This window comes from Pseudomonas sp. M30-35 (genome assembly GCF_002163625.1).
Taxonomy (GTDB): Bacteria; Pseudomonadota; Gammaproteobacteria; order Pseudomonadales; family Pseudomonadaceae; genus Aquipseudomonas.
The window spans coordinates 4,162,604-4,180,896 of the sequence record NZ_CP020892.1; the positions used below are offsets into that span (position 1 = coordinate 4,162,604).

8 protein-coding genes are annotated in these 18,293 nt (G+C 50.8%); 4 read left to right on the plus strand and 4 right to left on the minus strand.

The window, feature by feature from the left end; all coding sequences use genetic code 11:
* Positions 1-31 precede the first annotated feature (31 nt).
* The 4 genes from B9K09_RS19190 to B9K09_RS19210 all read left to right on the plus strand — a co-directional run bounded on the left by B9K09_RS19190 (position 32) and on the right by B9K09_RS19210 (position 4,272).
* Positions 32-493 (plus strand): DUF2214 family protein, encoded by a 462-nt coding sequence (locus B9K09_RS19190; RefSeq protein ID WP_087518319.1) that lies wholly within the window; start codon positions 32-34, stop codon positions 491-493.
* A gap of 290 nt (positions 494-783) precedes the next feature.
* Positions 784-1,086, plus strand: coding sequence for a hypothetical protein (locus B9K09_RS19195; protein ID WP_087518320.1), 303 nt, complete (start codon positions 784-786; stop codon positions 1,084-1,086).
* Positions 1,087-2,206: 1,120 nt separating this feature from the next.
* Positions 2,207-3,115, plus strand: a complete 909-nt coding sequence (locus tag B9K09_RS19205) for an alpha/beta fold hydrolase (protein WP_087518321.1) — start codon at positions 2,207-2,209, stop codon at positions 3,113-3,115.
* Positions 3,116-3,258: 143 nt separating this feature from the next.
* Positions 3,259-4,272: an IS110 family transposase gene (locus tag B9K09_RS19210; RefSeq protein WP_087518322.1), complete on the plus strand. Its 1,014-nt coding sequence runs from the start codon at positions 3,259-3,261 to the stop codon at positions 4,270-4,272.
* A 458-nt stretch (positions 4,273-4,730) separates the two neighbouring features.
* Here the strand turns inward: B9K09_RS19210 and B9K09_RS19215 are convergent, their stop codons facing one another.
* From B9K09_RS19215 to B9K09_RS22615, 4 genes are all read right to left on the minus strand, one after another.
* On the minus strand, positions 4,731-5,018 hold the full coding sequence (locus B9K09_RS19215; RefSeq protein WP_087518323.1) for a hypothetical protein: 288 nt from the start codon (positions 5,016-5,018) through the stop codon (positions 4,731-4,733).
* 294 nt (positions 5,019-5,312) lie between these two features.
* Positions 5,313-5,822, minus strand: coding sequence for a hypothetical protein (locus B9K09_RS19220; RefSeq protein WP_087518324.1), 510 nt, complete (start codon positions 5,820-5,822; stop codon positions 5,313-5,315).
* 160 nt (positions 5,823-5,982) lie between these two features.
* A complete protein-coding gene (locus B9K09_RS19225) occupies positions 5,983-6,360 on the minus strand; it encodes a hypothetical protein (RefSeq protein WP_256574113.1) in 378 nt (125 codons plus the stop codon).
* Entirely contained in the window at positions 6,357-18,290 is an 11,934-nt protein-coding gene (locus tag B9K09_RS22615) for a hemagglutinin repeat-containing protein (RefSeq protein ID WP_157699374.1), read from the minus strand. Before B9K09_RS22615 ends, B9K09_RS19225 begins: the two co-directional genes overlap by 4 nt.
* Between the last annotated feature and the right edge of the window lie 3 nt (positions 18,291-18,293).

Consider the following 18,293-nt stretch of genomic DNA (forward strand, 5'->3'; position numbering starts at 1 on the left):
TCATTTCACAAGCCATCACAGAGAAGATCACATGGGCGAAGCAATTGCGGCATACCTGCACTACCTATCGATTTTTGGCTTATTCGCGTTACTCAGCATCGAGCACGTGACGTTCGGTAAAGAGCTGGACGTAGCACGCGCACGACGCCTGATCTTCACTGACATAGCCTATGGTATCTGCGCAGGCCTGGTCTTGCTTACAGGTTTAGTCCGGGTCATTTGGTATGGCAAAGGCTGGCAGTACTACCTTTCCAACAGCCTGTTCCACACGAAGGTCGGGCTGTTTATCCTGGTTGGGTTGCTCTCGGTATACCCGACTTACGTATACCTCAACTGGCGTAACTCATTAAACGCGGGGCAACCGCCAGTCATCAGTCGCCGGGAAAAATTCTTGGTGACCATGACGATTCGCGTGGAATTGTTGTTGCTGCTGATTATCCCCCTGTTCGCCACGTTCATGGCGCGCGGCTTTGGGGTGATGAGTTCAAGCTAAAGCTTAGGCGGGTTCAAGTATCAGCGAAGCCATTCAGGAGCGGTACACTTGCTCGACCACGTGTTGGAAGATTCTGCTTCATTCGCAACAGTCTGAGGCTAGAGCAAATCAATATTAGACCGACTACTGTTTCAACTAGAAACCGTGGTCTGTCCCCTGTTGCCCTCTTTTAGTTGCGGACTAAACGCCAAGCTATACTGCCTGACTCCACAGTAGACACGGAATATTCTGAATTTTACCTCTGACAACAAGTCTTAATAAGAACAATGCTGAATCTAGAGGTTCTCGCCATGGTAATGCACTACGAAACAACCGATAACCAGGTTGCATGCGGTAGAGACAACGACAATCTGGATACCACCCCAAACGCGAACAAAGTAACCTGTAAAACCTGTCTTGGCTCTCATGTAATGCAAGATATCGCTGGCGTCGCGAAACCCAAGAAAAAAGCCAAGAAGCCAGCTAAAAAACAAGCCAAGAAAAAAACTGTTCCAAGCTCAACATTCGACTGGAAATATGAGTGGGCTGTCATGTGCCATGACGTCCGCCCCAACGACCAACTTCCTCGCGGTTTCGAGTCGATTGAAATCTGACGTTGAGTAAAAACAGTAGGGAACTGGCCATGGTTTATTTAAAGTTTCAACTAGAAAACTGTGGCCTGTTCCTTATTACTCAAGCATGAACGGCACAACCATGCTTTTGCGCCTGATCTGCCAAGTGCTCCAGATAGAATAGAATTGATAGTCTTCATCGCTATAGAAACAAACCGAACGGTTGTTTCCTCTCTGAATAAGATACAGCGCCATTCCAGGTTGCAATAACCTTGCTCGACGTGGCATTGGAAACTCCTTATCCATTCGCGACTGTCTGAGGCTAGAGTAAATTAATACTTATGGCGGAGGTAAACTAGAGACGGACCAATTACCGTTTCAACTAAAAACCTTGGCCCGCCCTATGATTCCTAACATCAAAACCATCCCTTACCATACCCATTAAAAAAAAATGACATGCAGTACATAGTAAAAGCTAAAGCACTTACCACCAGCCTTAACCAAGGATTAGCATCACGCCCTAGCCCTCCTCCTGGAGAAAGTACAATCCTCCAACCTGACATATAGGAAAATACGGCCTGCCCAACATATAACTGAAAAGCTAGAACATCATAAAAACTATTTGTACCAACTTCTAAAGTCTTCAACTTTAAAAAAGAACATAAAACCATTAAAAACAATAAATAGAATCTATACCTGAACAAAGCATTTACCATACTATTCTACCGACCCGCCTACATTATCAAGAAGCAGTAGGGGACAGACCACGTTTTATTCTAAACCCCAGCCAGAAAACCGTGGCCTGTCCCTATTTACTCTCTATTTACTCTATTTAATTTTATTTTTTTGTAATTTTTCGCGACAGCCTGAGACTAGAGTAAATGAATGCAAAGGTCGAAGGTAAAGCAGAGACGAAGCTATTACCGTTTCAACTAGAAAAACGGGGGCTGTCCCCTATTTACCCTCGGTTATTCAATCAACCCGACGTCGTTTCGTACGCCGGCCCAATCAAGGCTCAGATCGCATGGAAAGATTTATCGTTATCTCATTCATTCTGTTTTTTTGCACATCACCTATGGCAGAAACCGTTAATAAAGAATCAATAGTTGAGCCCGCGATTTCGAAAACTGAGACATCTGTACCTCACAAATCAGGCGCAATTATGAATAAAGAACAGGCATTGATTTCGTCTACCACCAGCCAGACCTATCACTGGCGTGACGTCGCAGGATTGAAGATTTTTTATCGTGAGGCTGGGCCAGCAGATGGGCCAGCGGTGGTACTGCTTCATGGCTATCCCTCGACCTCGAAAATGTACACGCCATTGATACCGCTGCTGGCGGCCGCGGGCTATCACGTCATTGCTCCCGACTACCCAGGGTTTGGACTTAGTGATGCTCCCACGCCGGCTCAATACAGCTATACCTTTGAAAATATTGCGCGCACCATGAATCAGCTACTGTCAGAGCTTGGCATGGAAAACTATGCCTTGTTCATGCAGGACTATGGTGGCCCGGTCGGTTTCAGGATGGCTATGGCCAATTCCAAAGCGGTCAATGCAATCATCGTACAGAATGGCAACGCTTATGAAGAAGGGTTGGGTGCGAAATGGGGAACATTGTTCAAATACTGGCAGGATCCGGAGGCCCATCCGGAAGTGATGGACGCTTTTGTCTCCTTCAAAAGTGTCCGCCAACGGCATTTGGGCAATAGCCCCAACCCGCAGCGCTACAACCCGGAAGCCTGGCACGAAGAATTTGCCATGTTATCGCGACCCGGTTCGCGTGCCATCCAGTCCACGCTCTTTTACGACTACCAAAACAACGTGAAGTCCTACCCTGTATGGCAGAAATGGATGCGTGAGCATCAGCCGCCTGCACTGATTCTGTGGGGAAAATACGATCCTTCTTTCATCGTGCCTGGTGCGAAAGCATTCAAGAGAGATCTGCCCGATGCCGAATTGCATATCCTCGATGCCGGTCACTTTGCGCTGGAGGAGGCCAATGAGGAAATAGCAGAACTGGTCATTGACTTCCTTGCGCGCGAAGTCAAAAAGCCGAAGGAACAGTAAGGACAATAAGGGACAGACCACGTTTAATTCAAAATCTCAGCTAGAAAAACGTGGTCTGAGAATCATCTAGCCGGCCTCCCCACCTCGCGGAGGTGGTGCAAAATTCAAGGTGCGAACATTGTCTTTTGCTCAAGGAGGCCGTGATGAAATTCTGTGGCATTGACCTACATTCGAACAACAGTGTTGTGGTGATTACCGACGAAACGGATCGAGTGCTCCTCAGTCGACGTTGCCCCAACGATTTGGTGAAGATCGTGATGCTGCTCGAACCGCATCGTGCCGAGTTAGCTGGCGTGGTGGTGGAGTCAACCTACAACTGGTACTGGCTGGTCGATGGTTTGAAGGGCGCTGGTTTCGAGGTGAAGCTGGCCAACACCGTGGCGATGAAACGTTATGACGGTTTAAAGCATTCCGATGATCAGGACGATGCGGCTTTCTTGGCCCATCTGCTGCGGCTCGGGATCTTGCCCACGGGCTATATTCATCCTCCGCAAGAGCGTGCGTTGCGCGATCTCGCCCGTAAACGTATTCAGTTAGTGCGCAGCCGGACTCAACATATCCTGGCGGTGGAAAACATCATGGCTCGTCAGCTGGGTTGCCGACTGAGTAGCGCTGCAGTCAAACGCCTGTCAGCCGCATCGGTAGACAGGCTGAGCCTGCCACCCGATGTGGCTCTGGCGATGAAAGCCAACGTCGCCATCATTGAGGCGTTCAATAGCCAAATAGGGTGCCTGGAAGCCAGACTGCTACAAGGCGCCCGACTGCGCCCGGAGTTCGCATTGCTTAAGTCGATGCCAGGGATCGGCGAAGTGCTAGCGATCGTGATCATGCTAGAGACAGGCAATATTGAGCGTTTTGCCGACGTCGGCAACTTTGCTTCGTATGCTCGCTGCGTGGATAGCGCTCATTATTCCAACGGCAAGAAAAAGAGTGAAGGCAACACCAAGAATGGCAATGCCTATTTGATCTGGGCCTTTATCGAAGCGGCCAACTTTGCCCGGCGCTTCAGTGAAGACGCCAAACGCTTTTTCGAGAAGAAGAAAGCCAAAACCAACAACGTGGTTGCGACCAAGGCGCTGGCGCACAAACTGGCGCGTGCGAGCTACCACATCCTGAAGGAAAAACAGCCTTTCGATGCCAAACGCTGTTTCGCCTAAGAGGTGAATAAGGTGAGAGCAGATCAGCCAATTCGGGGACTGGGCAGGATGAGCCAACGGGTCTGAGTGGAGGTCTGCTGTCACCGCCTGAGTGTGTTGTACCCGAGTCGTCTGCCAAGTGAGCCCGTAGAGACTGGACGTGTATTTTTTACATGAGCCACGGTTCTGTGACACGTTTTGGACACATTGGCGGCACCAACGTTTCTCTGGGGCGGATTACCGCCAGGGCGGTACTACAAAGAATCACCACCGCTTGATCCATATGGGTGACTGGCGCGACTCGGTCGTAGCCACAGGCGAGGAAACGGACTCGACCGGTTCAACTGTTCAGGTTTAACGAGGAAAACACCCTGCTGTTAAAAAGCAGGGCGGGTAAACTTTGGATCTTGACGCAGGACCGGCTAATGGGTGTCCCCTATTAAGCACTATTTACCTTATGCCCCCTATTTACCCGCTTATTAATTATTTCGGTTCAATATGTCTAGAAGCTTTTCAAATTCTTTAGGAGCAAGATCTTTCTCCTCTGGAGAAAGCAAAACATTCATGACCTGCTCATCACAAGCGCAGTCATATATATCAATGCCTATCCAGCCTTCAGACCAAAACTCTACAGTCGCCAGTTTATTAAAACCTTCCAACTCTATCCGCTCAAGGTTACCAAAATCCCCGTTGGCGAATGTTGAATACTCCGCGGAGTAGCCCTTCAATAGAGGTTTAACTTCTTTATTAAACTGAAAAGCATCCATAATCCCTCTCACTTACTATCTAACAATAGGGGACAGACCACGTTTAATTCAAAATATCAGCTAGAAACCGTGGTCTGTCCCCTATTTATTCCCTTGCCACCAGAGCTTATTTCGACTTCTCGTAAAGTCTGGCCTGTTGCTTTTGCACCGACTTACAGCTTGATAAAGGCAAAAACCTCTCTAAATACACCTTCAATGAACAATAGAGGACAGACCACGTTTAATTCAAAAATATCAGCTAGAAACCGTGGCCTGCATCCTATTTACCCTACTTATCTTTTTCCACTTCAAAAACTACAGTCTCCACGTATAAAAATATTGCTTATCAAATTGAAAGTCAGACATTCTCAACAGCCGCCTTTCAATAAAATCTGAGTCTGCAATATAACACTCGAAACTCATGTAATTCGGATCATCAAACCAGCCACATTGCATAAAGCCAGTTAGCCCACCTCGCGGCAGTCTTCTGCCCTCCGACGTAGATAATCGTTCAGGTATCATCAACTGGCAAAACCTAGTACCACCTTCATTCAGAACAACAGCATTATTCGGCTCTACGATTTCGTCATTTGAGCAAATAATGATGATCTTCAACATATCAGGCGTTGGGTAAGCATACAAACAACCATCAGCGATGGCGAAATCAATCTTACCTTTTACATCACTCACCCAAGAGACACCCACCGGCCCTTCGTTGTGCACTAGCAGCCCGTTTTCAACATCATCAAACTGGCTCGTATTCATGCCTAATCCAATAAGCGCAACGGAGCCTTTTCGACTTACATATTGAATTTTATCAATCATCAATTAATCCCTTAAACAATAGGGGACAGACCACGCTTAATTCAAAATATCAGTTAGAAAAACGTGGTCTGTCCCCTATTTACCCTGTCCCCTATTTACCCTTGCCACCAGAGCTTATTTCGACTTCTCGTAAAGTCTGGCCTGTTGCTTTTGCACCGACTTACAGCTTGATAAAGGCAAAAACCTCTCTAAAGACACTTTCAATATCTGGCGACGCTTCAAGGTGAGCAAGCGCTTCGTTCGGGGTTAAAGGCATGTCGTAAGGTTCAAAACCTCGACGGGCGGCAACACCATACAATGCATACTCGTCATCATCCGAATGTTCCCAATGGGGCACATAGCCAATTACCTTATACACCTTGAAAATCTCATCATGAAAATCCATCAAGTCATATAAATATGATGGGGCTTTATTCAGCGATAAAGCTTGAGCGCACCAAACATTGAGTTCTTCTTTGCTAATAGCTCCACAAAATAGACAAGTAATGACGAAGGCCATCAGTTCATCGTTGAAACTGCCAAGCTCAATAGAATTCACATTCCACCTCCCATTGCTTCGCCACCAATATGTCCTGTTTTTTTATGAAGCAACTCAGGAACCAGTTGCATTCGCCCACTATCCTGATGGTGATGCCACGTATACCCATCAATTTTTTTTGCCCCTGCACTAATCTGCTGGAGTTGCTTGGCAGTAAAGCTTGAAGCTCTTACTTGGCCTTGCTGTATAGCACCCGACAAATCCTTAGTTGCGAGTTTCATCTGCCCTTCGTAACTCGCTGACTTAAACGTGTCAATTGATATACGCGTGTCAAACGCAGTCACATCATCAAATATAGGAAAGCCCTTGTTATCGAACACGACCCCCGTCACCGGATGCCGCTGCCCTGCAAGATGCACATTCCGACCATCAACTGGAGGAACCGTAGTGGAAACGACGTTGTCACGGCCATAAGTAGACTCAAGCTCATTTCTGCTTGTTTGTGAGTTGTACGGAGCCTGAGAGCCTTTACCTTTTGCACCTTTAAGCACCGCCTTCCCTGCCAGTAGCCCTCCGCCACCAATAGCTAAATTAATCAGAAACTTGGAAGCTAGTACATAAATATCCCCGTCATCAAAGTTCTTATTACCATCAGCGTATTCTTGCTTAGCATAATCGTGCTCTTCTTGAACCTCTGTACGCTCCTCGCTAATCAAGCCAGCAGTGGTTCCAACTGCTGCATACTCTTTCAGAGCGTCAATCTTATCACCGACTAAGCTATTCGATAGCAGACCACCCGCGAGACTGACCGCAGCCTTCACAGGCCCCATCAGGGCTTGCATGCCTATTAAAGCTATCTCGACTTGTTCTAATGGCAAGGTTCCAAGATATGATTGAAAACTTGCAGTGCTCCGTAAAAATGCTTCGCCTGATGTCCGTGGTCTGCCGGTGGTAGTTTGATCATCTAAGACAAGAACACCGTTCACATCCCGTCCGCTGGAGGTCGTTCCGCTATCCGAATCACCGTAATCAATAACGGTATTGTTAGCGTACTCAGCCTTATCAGCCCAATCGGATAAGCGCTGAGTAGCTTCAGGGGATAGGCCTTTCAGCGCCTCAGGGCTGAGCCCGTGCCTGACCAAATTTTTGGCAACGGTTAAGGCACGATCCTCGCCAAGTAACCGCGTAGCAGAAGCGGGAATTTGATCAGTATTAACCAACTGGGCTTGAATTTCTTTGCTGACCTTGACTGCTAAAGCAGCAACTTCTTTAAGAGACCTATCGGTCACATACAAATCTGTACGCTCTTCCGAGTCCTTAGTGATCTCAAATGCCTTGTCGACATCGCGATTCAATCCGGATGTAGAGTCTTCACCTGTCTCAGCATCGTTTCGAACAACAATCTCGCCATCACCCACTGTGGCGCGGACTACTTGCTGGCGATCCTTATCGTATTCATAGCCTTCAACACTCCAGCCACTTTCACCCTCATTTCCCTTTCCTACTTGGCTACTATCTTGCTGAGTACCCTTTCCTTTGGAATAGGAGCCACCTACGTTGAGGTAGTAACTGTGCTCCTTATCTTGCCCAGCTATATCACTGAAACCGAGGGTGCCTGTATCGAGTTTGAGGTTACCTGTATCTGAAGCAAGCAATGCTCCATCTAGCTGCGTGTGACCTCCAGTGCGGATATCTAGACGATCATCAGCCAAGATACTTGTCTGATTGTTAACCCAGTTGGTCTTACCATTTGTTTCGCCATACCCGACGGAACCACTCACCCCAGACCCAGGGCCTAGTGTTACAGTGGCACTGAGGTCGTACTGCTTACCTTCAACGGTTCCGGTATCCGGCAATGAAGAGACTAAAAGGTCGCCTCCTACGCGCCCGACTACATCCCCCCCCTGCAGTTGTGCTCCCGCAATAGTGGTATCGGCCCCACTGTTAAAGCTCAGGCGGTCGCCGGCGTATAGATAAGCTTCCTGTTGACGCTCGGCTATGCGCTCAAGGTTACCTTTACCTACGTTTACGCTGGCGTATACACCAATACCTTCTGAACCAAACGTCAGCCCAACTTCGCCACCGGCATTACGCCGATCGCTGTCGCTATTGCTTTCATTTTGCGCAGCAGAAATATGTAGATCATTGCCGGCACTTAAATTGATTTCGCGCTCAGCTTGTGCCTGAGCGCCAATCAAGGCCAAGTCGTTACTTGCCTGAAGTTTTATGTCACGGCCTGCCGCTAACTCGCTGACAGTGCTAGTGCCTATGACGTCGTTTTCACTGGCCACGCCGTGGCTTGCCCCGATACCGGCTTTGAAACCTCCGGTCGATCCTCCTGTACCACCAGACCAACTCTGGCTCTGGTCACGCTGTTGACTCACAGAACCATGGGCAACATCAACGGTGATGTCTCGGCCTTTTACGGAGATATCGCGTCCAGCTTGCAGCTGACCGCCTTGGATGGTTACGTTATTACCAGCGGAAAGACTCAAGTCGTTACCGGCCTTGAGTGTTGAGCCTCGATTGCTGCTTTCAATCGTTTGGATGCTGGAGGTCTGTTGAGAGTTACCCGTGCGACCGTCGGCAGTTGGCCCAGACATGAACTGACTAACGGAGTCGACCGCCTTTAAACTGCTCGACGCCTTACTCGTGTTGTTTTCGCCTTTTCCTGCATTGCTCAATGCGTCTTTGGTACTACCAAAGTTGTGACTTACCGTGCCACTTAACCCTTCCCGCTGCTCACTTCGTTGCGCTTCAGATAGAAGTGTTTCTTGAGCGGCACCGATACTGATGTTGCGCCCGGCCTGTAACCCAATGTCGTTACCGGCGATCAGGTCTGAACCTATCTGGTTAATATCTCGTCCAGCCGCCACACTGAGATCATTGCCTGCGCTTATTTGGCTAGTGGCAGAAGTCGTCTGCAACTGACGCTCTTTTTCGCCAATACGCTCTCCACCGACAAAAGCAGTGATACCGTTGTCATCACCAGAAACACTGACGCCGATCTGTTTTTTTGTTTCCCAGTCGTTTTGCGAATTACTGTTCTGTGCTGCCGCCACATTCACGTCACGCCCAGCATCGAGGCTGACGTTACGTCCGGCTGAAATACCACTCCCGAGCACATTGATGTCGCGCTCAGCCTGTAAGTTCGCATCTCGATTAGCAGCTACCTGGCTACCAACACTGGTACTACTCTGCGCCTCTTGTCCTGCTTTTTTAGCCGAGGCGACAGAGACAAAACTGTCAGAAATAGAAACCCCAGGTTTTTTCTTGTACTGCTTGGTCAAACTGTAGGCAGTATCGTTAGCTGCAACCAGGTTGATATCCCCAGTCTCATCGATAAGGCCTGAGCGCAATACAACGTCATTTCCAGCCGCTGCACTGCTAGCACGCAAACGGATGTCATTTCCCGCAGCTACGACAACATCGTTACCGCCCGACAATTCACTTGCGACCTGTGTTGCCTGAGTTTTTAACTGGCTCTTACCGCTACCAGAAAGCCCAAGAAAGCCAGACTTACTCTTCTTCGTATATGAACCATGCTCCTCAACACCAGAAAGGATAGCAACATCACCCGTGGCACCGATTGTCAGATCATTACCGGCAGTAAGCTCACTCCCAATTACGTTAACGTCTCGCCCACCATCAATGCTCAAACTACCGTCTTGCCCAATGCTGGTATTAAGAGTGAGATTATTCCCAGCGCTCACGCTGGAGGCCACATTACTACTGTCGTAGCTCTCAGACTGCTTGCTGCTTTTACGACCAAAAGAGCCTTTCTTTTTCTTAAAATAAAAGTGTGAGCTTTCGTCCTTAGCCGACAGAATATTAATGTCTTGCCCTGCATTAAGAGCAGTGTCGTTCCCAGCCTCTGCGCTGCTCGCAATCAGCGTTAGATCACTACCAGCCCCCAGACTCAAATTATTGCCCGCCTGAATCAGGCTGCCTTGCTGCTGACTGCTGCTGTCTACCTTGTCGATTTTTTTGCTGCTGCGTTTGTAGTGATATTCGCTACTGGAATCATTGCTGGCTGATGCCAGCGTGAGGTCATTGCCCGCATTTAAGCTCAGGTCATTACCCGCACGCAGTTCACTGGCCACCACCGCCAGATCGCGGTCAGCACTGGCGTTCAAGTCGCCCTTTATATCTACGCTTGAGCCATGTTGGGTGACGCTGTCTTGGCTCCAGAAATGGCGCCTGTCCTTACGTACCTGGCCGCTGACTTCTTGGGCTGCGCCGATGACCACATCACGATCAGCCGTAAGCCGCGCATTGCCGCCTGATTGCAGGCTTCCACCAATATTGACCAGGTCACGTCCGGCTTGAATTGTCAGATCACGACCGGCTTCGATACGGGCGGCATTGTCGACCACGCTGCCGTATTGGCTAGCGTTACGCCCGTTGAAACCATAACCGCTGACTGTGCGCTCATTGAGAATGTCGCCTGTGAGCGCCGTTATGCTAACGTCGCGCCCATTAATAATGCCTCCAGCAGTATTGTTAATGCTGCCGGTTGCCAGCAGATCAAGACGGTTACCTGCTTCAAGCAGACCGCTGTTGCCGATGTTGCTGGCGGTTGCGCTGAGGTTATTGCTGGCCCGTAAAGTACCTTGGTTATTCAGCTCGCTGCCGCTGATCAACGCCACATCACGGCCTTGAATCAAAGCTCCATTTGGCGCCAAACGGTTATCGACCTGTGCCATATAAAGCACCGGCACCAATACACTTTGTCCGTTGACGATGCGGGTTTCCATCCACACGATGTCATGTGTAAGCGCCGCAACCTGCTCAGCATTTAAAGACACTCCCAAGCTCAGGTTAAGCGGGTCCTTGCTGGCGATTGCATTGTTCATTAAGTAGCGAAACATGGCGTCATCGCTGGTTAGGCCATCAATAAACCGCTGGCCGGTGCGAGCCTGGATCGCCTCGCGAATCAAGCGCTGCTCATACAGACCATCGCCCAGGCGCATCTGTAATCTGTCTGGGTCATAGCCGAGTTCACCCAGCAGATAGTCCGAGCTTAAAAAGCTCTTCAAATTGGTGAGTTCAGGGTTGGTTTCGATTAAGTAATTCGGTGTGCCCGCAGGACGATAGGTAATCGGCAATGCTTGAGCTTGGGCATATGTGGAATCCACTGCCACGATATTTGGGTTCTGGTATTGAGTCGGCTGCGCTTGAGCCTGAGCTTGATTGGCGCCGACCGTCACTGTGTTTGGATTTTGATACTGGGCTTGCCCCAGCGCCCCAAGCGTTACGTCCGAAACTGTTGAGCCGGTTACTGGGCCGACGGCACCACCGTTGCTCACTTGAGTTGCTTGTTGGCCCAAATCACTCAGGCGAAACAAACCATTGTCGCCAGTCGGCAAGCTAAAGCCTGGCAGGGTTAACGGGTCTATTTGTTTTTGGGTGAGGTCAGGTGGCAGTTGCGGGTTAAGATTAACCACTACAGGCACCACGCTTTTGGTGACGCCTGAATCCTGAACTTTATCCGTACCCGCGTTGAGACTCTGGTACGTGACGACGCTATTATTCAGCTCCCCTGCAATGGTAAGAGAGGCCAGCCCACCGGCCTGAATAATGGCCGATGCGGCAACTTCGTTGCTCACAGCCTCGGTCACATCGCTCAGCAACTGCCAGCGAGACAAAGCACTTAACGGCAACTCCTTAGGCAAGGAGGCGACGTTATAGGGATAGATATAGTTATCCCTAAAACGCTCGTCAGTCCCGTCGGTAACACGCCCGGTGTTCCAAGTACGTACACGTGTAGCTTGTCCCAGTTGCGCGCCGATATTATCCAAACTGTCGGCAGTGATGCTCAGGTCGTTGCTCGCGGCCAAAGTGCTGTATTGGTTCTCAAGTGTGCCCGCAACAATACGCAGGTCACGGCCACTCAACAGATAAGCACTTGGGGAGTCTTCTTTGAGCTCGCTGTTGAATACCTCTGTCGCGATGTAATCCACATTGTGATGATCACCACCGCAGTCATAGCACTTCACACTCATCTGACCGGAGACCTGCTCCTGCACCAGACTGAAGACATCCTTGCGGTTAATCAGTGCATTGGCATTCAGCGACATATCCCCACTGCTTTCTATAGTCGCGGAGATATTTTCCAGCAAAGCAGAGCGTGCCCCGGCAGCGTTTTTGGCAACGGTTATGTCACCCAAGCTGTAAACATCAGCGAAGCGATTGGTCAGGCTGTTGGCGTATAGCGCCATATCGCCGCCACTGAAGATCAGGCCGTTTTCGTTACGCAGGGTGGTGGCGTTGAGTGTTAGATTTTCAGCGCTTCCCAAGGTGCCGTTGTTGGTCAGGTTTGTTGCGCTAAGGTTTAAATCACCCGCTGAAGTTAAGCGACCAAGGTTGTTTAGGCTGCCAAGGGTCAGTGTGCTGTCAGCGCCACCGGCAACTCGGCTCGCGCTGTTGTTCAAGTTCAGGCTGGCTGCTTTAAGGGTTAGATCAGCCAAACTGACGAGGCTGCCTTTACCGCTGTAGCCTCCAGTCAAGTTGACATTGAGGCTGGCATCGCTGGAAATCTGACCGTCATTCAGCCAGGTGCCGCCTGTACCGATAAGGCTTTGGCTAGCCAGAAGCTTACCGCTGGCACCTTGCGTGAGATTGGCGATATTCAGCTTCAGTTGGCTGGCCTGAACCAAGCCGTTGTTGGTCCAGTTATTGGCGGTCAGGCTCAGCAAGCCATTACTGCTCAACTTGCCTGCGGTGTTATCCGGCAGAGCGGAGCTTATATTAAGCGCCAAGCCACCCACACCAACATGACTCACGGTGCCGGACGCATTGTTCATGCCCGTGAATGTCAGGCTGAGGTCACGGTTAGCGGCCTCAATGGTGCCATTGCGGTTATTCAGCAAAATACCGCTCAGCACACTACTGCCGCTCACGCCCAAACTGCGCAGCTTGCCTTGCTCATTGTTGATGCCTGTTGCCGCTAACTTAAACAGTTGGTTGGCTTCTATCAGGCCTTGGTTGTTGGTTAGGGCACCACTGAGGCCGAAGTCGATCTGGCTTGCGCCGACTTTACCTGCCTGGTTGTTAAAGGTCGTTGCCGTCACGTTCAACTCATCGCCCGCGAACAAACCGCCGGCGCTGTTGTTCATAGCTTTTGCGACTATCTGGCTATTGCCAACGGTTGCAGCCAAGTGGCCCGCACTGTTATCGAGGTCGCCACTGCGGATATCGAGGCTTTGCCCCTGAGTTGTACCCGTACGGTTATTAAACAGACCCGTTAGCTGTAACTTGAGCCAACCACCCAAGCTGTTGATCACCCCGGAAGCGCTGTTATCCAAGCTTGCTGCGCTAATATCGAGGTTGCCCGCTTGAGTACCAATGCGACCGTTTTGGTTACTCACCGCATTGGTTATGTTGAGATTAAGCGCGGTTTTACCCTGCAGGGAACCGGCGTTGTTGTTCAGGCTGGCAGCAGTCAAAGCGAGTGTTTTATCGCGGCTATAGATCAAGCCGTCAGCGCTGTTGTTCAGAGCACCGGTAAGCGTAACAGTCAGGTCATTATTCGCCGCCAATGTACCGCTGAGATTGTTGCTCAGGCTGCCCGCATTGAGTTGCAATGCTTGCTGGCTGATCAGGCTGCCTGCGGTGTTATTGACACTAGCGGCCTTGATTAGCAAATCACCCGCACTGGCCAGCTGGCCTTTTTGACTGTTATTCAGCAACCCGCTAAGAGTCAGGTCGAGGCTGCCATTACCACTGAGTTTCCCTGCACGATTATCAAGACTGGTGGCGGCCAATAGCAGATTGGCACCCGTTAATAACTGCCCACCGCGGTTATCAATTGCCCCCGCCTTGATGCCAAGCGTCTTGCCTGCATTAATGAGGCCCTTGTGTTGATTGTTCAGTGCTGCAGTTAGCTCAAGATTGATCGCACCGTCAGTCGAGACAATGCCGTTGTCATTGTTCAGGCTCGCAGCATTCAGCTGTTGGTCGCCCTTGCTGACCAATGCGCCTTGTTCGCTGTTGTTCAATGCACCTGTGAGTTGAATATCCAGTTGGCCGTCACGGCTGGAAACCGTACCCAATTGGCTGTTATCCAAGCTACCACCGGAGACAGTCACACCCTGCCAGCCGGAGAGCAAACCACGGTCGCGGTTGCTCAGCGTGGTGCCAGACACATTGAGCTGGCCAGCACTCAGTACCAACCCTTGACCGCTGTTGTCTAACGATTTGGCCTTAAGGTCGAAGCTCTGCTGGCTGGATATTTCCCCTTTGCTGCTGTTATTCACCGCACCAAGATTGTTCAGAAGCAATTGCCCGGTTGCGGCAATCAAACCACCGCTGTTATCTAGATCCCCCTTGGCAAGATCCAGCGTCAGTTGATCCTGGCTAACCAGTCGGCCTTGCTGCTGAATCAGTTGCTTGACCTTGAGGCTCAAGCTGTTTTGGGCTGAAAGCTCGCCACCACTGTTATTCACCACGCCAGCAATGAGCGAAACTTTGTCGCGACTGGTAATCAGGCCATCCTGGCTGTTGTCCAGCGCGCCAGTGGTTAGCTCCAGTACTTTTTGGCTGGAGATAGTGCCTTGCTTGCTGTTATCCAGTGAGGCACTGCTGATATTCAAGCCTTGCTCACTGATGATCCGGCCACCCTGATTACTCAGGGCTTTGCTTAGCTCGATAGTCTGCGCACCCGCGCTACCGACCACACCGGCGTTGTTGTTTAACGCGCCTAGGTTGTTAAGCGCCACGGTTCCAGCTGCGCTGATCTGGCCCAAGTTATTGTCGAGATCACCGCCCTGCAGATCTGCACTCAAGCTGCCGTTGCTGAGGAGTTTGCCTTGCTGCTGAGTGAGTTGTTGCGCTGTTAAAGCCAGTGCGGTTTTCGCAGAAAGCTCGCCACCATCGTTATTAACCGCGCCCGCTGTGAGTGTGAGCTTGTCGTTGCTGGTAATCAGGCCATCTTGACTGTTGTTTAGGGTGCCGGTGGTTAACTCCAACTCTTGCTTGCTGGAGATAGTGCCTTTGTTGCTGTTATCCAGCGAACCACTGCTGAGGTTCAGGCCTTGATCACTGATGATCTTGCCACCCTGATTGTTCAGGGCTTTGCTTAGCTGGATCGTCTGCGCGCCCACACTGCTGATCGCGCCGCCAGCGTTATCCAACGCGCCAATCTTATGCAGCAACAATGTACCGGCTGCGTTGATTTGGCCGGAGCCGTTGTCGAGATCACCGCCCTGTAAATCTGCACTCAAGCTACCGTTGCTAAGCAGCTTGCCTTGACGCTGTACAAGTTGCTGCGCGATGAGTTGCAGGGCGCTTTGCGCAGAAATCTCACCCGTGCTGTTATTGATAGCACCCGCAGTCAGCGCTAGCGTGTCGCTGCTGGTAATCAGGCCATCTTGGCTGTTATTTAGCGTACCGGTGTTCAGCACCAGTATTTGTTTACTGGAAATGGTGCCTAGCTTGCTGTTATCCAGTGAACCGCTGCGGATATTCAAGCCTTGCTCACTGATAATCTGGCCACCCTGATTGTTCAGGGCCTTACTCAAATTGATGACCTGCGCACCACCACTGCCGACTACACCGGCGCTGTTATTTAATGCGCCGAGGTTGTTTAGCGCCACTGCTGCGGTCGCGCTAATCTGACCCTTGGAATTGTCGAGATCACCGCCTTGCAAGTCTGCACTCAAGGTGCCGTTGCTAAGGAGTTTTCCTTGCTGCTGAGTAAGCTGCTGTGCCTTTAAATCCAGTGCGGTTTTGGCAGAAAGTTCGCCGCCACTGTTGTTTACAGCACCCGCCGTAAGGGTGAGTTTGTCGCCGCTGATCAGGCCATCTTGGCTGTTGTTCAACACGCCTGTGGTTAACAGCAAACCCTGCTTGCTGGAGAGCGTGCCTTTATTGCTGTTATCCAACGAGCCACTGCTGATATTCAGGGCTTGATCACTGATAATCTGGCCACCTTGATTGCTCAAGGCGTTGCTCAGTTTAAGGGTTTGCGCACCAGCGCTGCCGATCACTCCGGCGTTGTTATTCAGCGCGCCGATGTTGTTCAGCGTCAGGCTGCCAGCGGCGTTGATAACGCCACTGCGGTTATCGATATCACCGCCGTTCAGGTCAACGCCGAGCACGCCACTGCTGAGCAACTTGCCTTGTTGCTGCACCAAATTCTGAGCTTTAAGGTTCAATGCGTTGCGTGCAGATAGTTCACCGCCACTGTTTTCGATAGCGCCCGCTGTGAGGGTCAGCTTGTCATTGCTGGAAATCAGGCCGTCTTGACTGTTGTTCAACGCGCCAGTGGTTAAGCGTAATTCTTGTTTGCTGGAGAGCGTGCCCTGTTTGCTGTTATCCAGCGAGCCACTGCTGAGGGTCAGTGCTTGATCACTGATGATCTGGCCACCCTGATTGTTCAGGGCTTTATTCAAACTTATGGCCTGTGCCCCAGCACTACCAATCACACCCGCCCGGTTATCCAGGGCACCGATATTTTTAAGGGTCAGCGTACTCGCTGAGTTGATTTGGGCATTACGGTTATCGAGATCACCGCCTTGCAGGTCGGCGCTCAAGGTGCCGTTGCTAAGCAGTTTGCCCTGACTCTGGATAAGTTGCTGAGCGCTGAGGTTCAAGGCGTTTTGCGCTGAAAGCTCACCACCGCTGTTGTTGATCGTGCCCGCGTTAATCGTTAGCACGTCACTGCTGGTGACCAGACCACCTTGACTGTTATTCAAGGAGCCACTGAGCTGCACATCGCCCAGAGAGCTGATTTTGCCTTGACGGTTATCCACAGCCGTCGCACCCACACTGACTCCACGCTTGGCGGTGAGCGTGCCTTGGTTACTCAGTTGGTTACTATCAACAACCAGATCACGACTAGCAGCCACCGTACCTCGGTTGTTCAGCGTCTGCGCCTGGAGCTTTACATCACCCGTGCTGTTGCGGCTGTTGTTTGGGTTTACACCTGACTCAATAATTGCGCTGTTGGTTATTTGCGCGCCTTTGAGGGTGACGGCGCCAGCGGCAGCCAAACTCTGGCTAACGTTAACCGCTTTAGTTGCATCAACATTGACGGTGCCAGCGGCATAGGTTTTACCGGTCAGATCGGCGCTGTCTGCAGCGATTTTCACATTACCGCTGGCAGCCGCTTGCCCCAACGTCAGCTTACCTTTGCTATCAATCTGAATATCGCCAGCGCTGGCAGCCATGTTCCCTGCCAGCTTGACACCCACACCTTGCTCGGTGCCGACCAGACGGATTGCACCTGCATACATGCCGCCCAACGCCGAGCTGTCGATGGCCATCAGCGGTTTCTCGCTGCCATCTGCTGCCCGTGCAGTTGCTGCTAAGGTTTCGGCATTTACATCATTGCGCCCGGCAATGATGGTCAGCTTCTTAGCTTGCAGTTCAGCATTCAGTTTGGCGCTGCGGGTGATCAGTTCAAACTGCTCGATGTTGCTGGCATTGAGCCCCTGACCTTCAATCGAGATATCACCGCCATCGACTTGAAAGCGGTCCAAGCGACCGTTTTCAATAATCGGCTTACCAGTGGTAAGCGTGGCGCGCGGGGTATTGATAAAGCCACAGCCGTTACAGGTAATGCCGTGCGGGTTGGCAACAATGACCCGAGCCGATTGCCCGGCAACTTCGGTATACCCTGCAAGATTGGAGCGACTACCGCCGGTAACCTGGTTGAGGATGACCTGCGCCGCTTTGCCGTTAAGGTTGGAGTTACCGACAATGATGCCGCCCAACTGAGTGGACTGGGTCTTGTTGGTGGCGTTGTTAAGAATTAAACCGTTGCCACCCACGTTGTAGTCACGAAACTTGTTGTTCGACAGGCCACTGCCGTTGGGCGTGGCGATATTGACGATAGGTACGCCGTTGCCTGCTTGACCGAGCGAGGTATTACCGCCAGCGGCCTTATCAACCGTTAACTGGGCAGCAGAAGCAACAATAGGGTTCAGGAACAGAACGCCAGCCAGGATCAAGGCGATGTTCTGATTTAACGGGCTGCGAACGTCCATGAA